The following is a 2,449-nucleotide window of genomic DNA, read 5'->3' as shown; positions in this document are numbered from 1 at the left end:
GCCTTCGGCGTGAGCGTGCGCACCGTCCGCAGATGGGCCACCGCAGGGCGCCTGCCCTACTTCCGCACCCCCACCGGCCACCGCCGGTTCCCCCACAGCGCGGTCACCGCGCTCCTGCCCGCCCCCGAGAGGACCCCGTAATGCAGATCCGCAACCCCGAGACGCTCCAGCGCCTGGTCGACTCCGCGGCCCAGCAGCAGCGCAAGGCCGAGGAGGCCGGCGCCGCCGCCAACGGCTACGCCGAGCAGATCGTGCAGCTGCAGGCCGCCCTGGACCAGGTCCAGTCCTCCCACGCCAGCGCGTCCGCCGACGCCCGCAACGCCGCCGACCTCGCCCACGACTACAGCGAGATCGTGCGCGCGGTGTGCGAGGCCAACGGCTGGACGGTGCCCGAGCCCGCCGCCCCGCCCGCGCCCCGCTCGGTGGAGCAGGAGGCCCGCGAGGCCGTCGACCGCAACAAGAGCAAGCGGGCCGAGGCCGAGGCGACCCAGGCCGTGCCGGTGGCGGCGAGATGAGAACGCTCCTGGACCGGCTGCGCGACGCCTGGGCCATCATCCGCGGCCCCGAGGACGGCGACGACGACCCGATGTACTGGAAGGGCGGCCCCACATGGTGAGAGTCCTGGTCACCGGCACCCGCGAGTGCAAGGGCGAAGCGGCCCGCCGCGCGGTCGAGACGGCCCTGGAGACGATCGACCGCACGCCCGGCGAGCACGTCCTGGTCCACGGCGCCCAGCGCGGCCCCGACCGGATCGCCGCGGCGGTCGCCAAGCGCCTGGGCTGGACGGTCGAGCCGCACAAGGCCGCGTGGCTGCGCCCATGCGACGACAAGTGCCGCCACCGCGGCGGCCGCCCCGACCGCCGCACCGGCAGCTGGTGCCCGACGGCCTCGGGACTGCGCAACCAGGAGATGGTCGACGCCGGCGCCGACCTGGTCCTGGCGTTCCTGGCCAAGGGCGGCGTCAACCGCAACACCCGGGACTGCATCCGCCGCGCCCGCCGCGCAGGCCTGCGCATCACCCCCATCGAGATCGAGCCCGAGGCCGAGAAACCGCCGGGTCAGGCGGCGGCATGAGACACACCAGACGACGCACCAGGCAGAAGAAGAAGCCGCCGCTGTGCCCGCGCTGCGGAGGCAAGATCCTGCGCGCCGTCTGGGACGGGCGCGAGGTCCTCCTGGACCCCGCGCCCGCACCCGAACCCATCGGCGGATTCCTGGCCTACCAGTCATCGGGCGGCACGTGGATCGCCCGCGTCATCGTCACCGGCCACCGCCACCCCACCGAAAAGCCCTACGCCGTGCACGCCATCCGCTGCACGCACCGACCCGAGCCGAGGACCCCATGAGCGACACCGAGAAGATCACCCCCGAGTCGTATCCGGCGATGGTCGCCGTGCTCACCGGCGCCGCCCGCGGCCTCCTGGCCCTGCTGGAACACATCGACCTGGCCGCGATGCGCACCATCTGCGAGCAGATGCAGGCCATCGCCCCCATCACCGAACCCACCGCCTACGCCCGCGGCGGCATGGACAACCTGCGCGACCAGGCGGTGTTCCTGGACGCGCTGGCCCGCTTCCGCGACGACGTCGGCCGGCTCGACCGCAGCGCCCGCCAACGATGACCCGGACGGCGGCCGCGGCCGCGGTCACGGCGGCCGCCCTGCTCCTGGCCGCCCTGGCCACCGATCCCACCTCGCACTCCCCGGCCACCCGCCCGTCTCCCGCCCCCGCACCGCCCCCAACCCCCGGAGGGCACCCGTGACCGACGACCTCCACCTGCAGGCCGCCTACATCCGCGCCGTCCGCTCGGCGCTGGCCGACCTCAACATCACCACGACCTCCATCACCTACGGCCGCTACAGCGCCCGCCTGCAGCTGTCGGCGGCCTGCCTGGACGCCCCCGAACCGCCCTTCCTGCACTGGTCGGGCACCAGCGGCTGGACCCTCACCCGCACCGAGCACGCCCACCACGAGCCCCTGCACGCCGGACTCATCCCCCACCACGCCGTCGTCGCCCACGCGGTGGCGACCCTGTTCAAGGTCCGCCTGACCCCGCACATGCTCCAGGCCCTGGCCGCCTACATCGCGCCCAGCGACGACCTGCGCTCCATCCACGTCGAACTCACCCCCGACGCCGAGTACCGGCGCCTGGTCCTGGAGCGCGGCGGCGTCGACCCGGCCACCCTCACCGTCACCACCCAGACCCTGGCCGACCTCATCGAGGAGCTGGGCGCCGCCTACTACGACTGGACAGGCAGGACCCCATGACCGAGCCCCACGTCATCATCAACGGCTTCCACAGCGACGGCTCCACCCTGCCGACCGCCGCCCAGCGCGCGGACGCCGAGGCCACCGTCGCCCGCTACGCCGCCCGGACCCGCGGCCCGCTCGGCGACGACCTGGCGCTGGCCCGCCTGGCCCGCCTGACCAAGCGCCGCGACCCGATGGCG

8 protein-coding genes are annotated in these 2,449 nt (G+C 74.5%); all 8 read left to right on the top strand.

Going from position 1 to position 2,449, the window contains the following annotated elements:
* Positions 1-9 precede the first annotated feature (9 nt).
* Positions 10-141 (top strand): MerR family DNA-binding transcriptional regulator, encoded by a 132-nt coding sequence (locus ABD140_RS39710; RefSeq protein ID WP_425544214.1) that lies wholly within the window; start codon positions 10-12, stop codon positions 139-141.
* On the top strand, positions 141-515 hold the full coding sequence (locus ABD140_RS39705; RefSeq protein ID WP_344248206.1) for a hypothetical protein: 375 nt from the start codon (positions 141-143) through the stop codon (positions 513-515). Before ABD140_RS39710 ends, ABD140_RS39705 begins: the two co-directional genes overlap by 1 nt.
* A gap of 94 nt (positions 516-609) precedes the next feature.
* Positions 610-1,074 (top strand): SLOG family protein, encoded by a 465-nt coding sequence (locus tag ABD140_RS39700; RefSeq protein ID WP_344248204.1) that lies wholly within the window; start codon positions 610-612, stop codon positions 1,072-1,074.
* Positions 1,071-1,346: a hypothetical protein gene (locus ABD140_RS39695; RefSeq protein WP_344248202.1), complete on the top strand. Its 276-nt coding sequence runs from the start codon at positions 1,071-1,073 to the stop codon at positions 1,344-1,346. The genes ABD140_RS39700 and ABD140_RS39695 overlap by 4 nt, the downstream gene beginning before the upstream one ends.
* The gene (locus ABD140_RS39690) at positions 1,343-1,621 is read left to right on the top strand and encodes a hypothetical protein (protein WP_344248200.1); all 279 of its coding nucleotides are present in this window, start codon (positions 1,343-1,345) and stop codon (positions 1,619-1,621) included. Before ABD140_RS39695 ends, ABD140_RS39690 begins: the two co-directional genes overlap by 4 nt.
* The gene (locus ABD140_RS39685; RefSeq protein ID WP_344248199.1) at positions 1,618-1,761 is read left to right on the top strand and encodes a hypothetical protein; all 144 of its coding nucleotides are present in this window, start codon (positions 1,618-1,620) and stop codon (positions 1,759-1,761) included. Before ABD140_RS39690 ends, ABD140_RS39685 begins: the two co-directional genes overlap by 4 nt.
* Positions 1,758-2,267 carry a hypothetical protein gene (locus tag ABD140_RS39680; protein WP_344248197.1) on the top strand — a complete coding sequence of 170 codons (510 nt, stop codon included), beginning with the start codon at positions 1,758-1,760 and terminating at the stop codon, positions 2,265-2,267. The genes ABD140_RS39685 and ABD140_RS39680 overlap by 4 nt, the downstream gene beginning before the upstream one ends.
* The coding region (locus tag ABD140_RS39675; protein WP_344248195.1) for a hypothetical protein at positions 2,264-2,449 on the top strand (186 nt) is incomplete at its 3' end. The genes ABD140_RS39680 and ABD140_RS39675, both read left to right, overlap by 4 nt.

This window comes from Actinocorallia libanotica, assembly GCF_039525175.1.
Taxonomy (GTDB): domain Bacteria; phylum Actinomycetota; class Actinomycetes; order Streptosporangiales; family Streptosporangiaceae; genus Actinocorallia; species Actinocorallia libanotica.
This window is presented reverse-complemented; position numbering and strand designations above follow the sequence as displayed.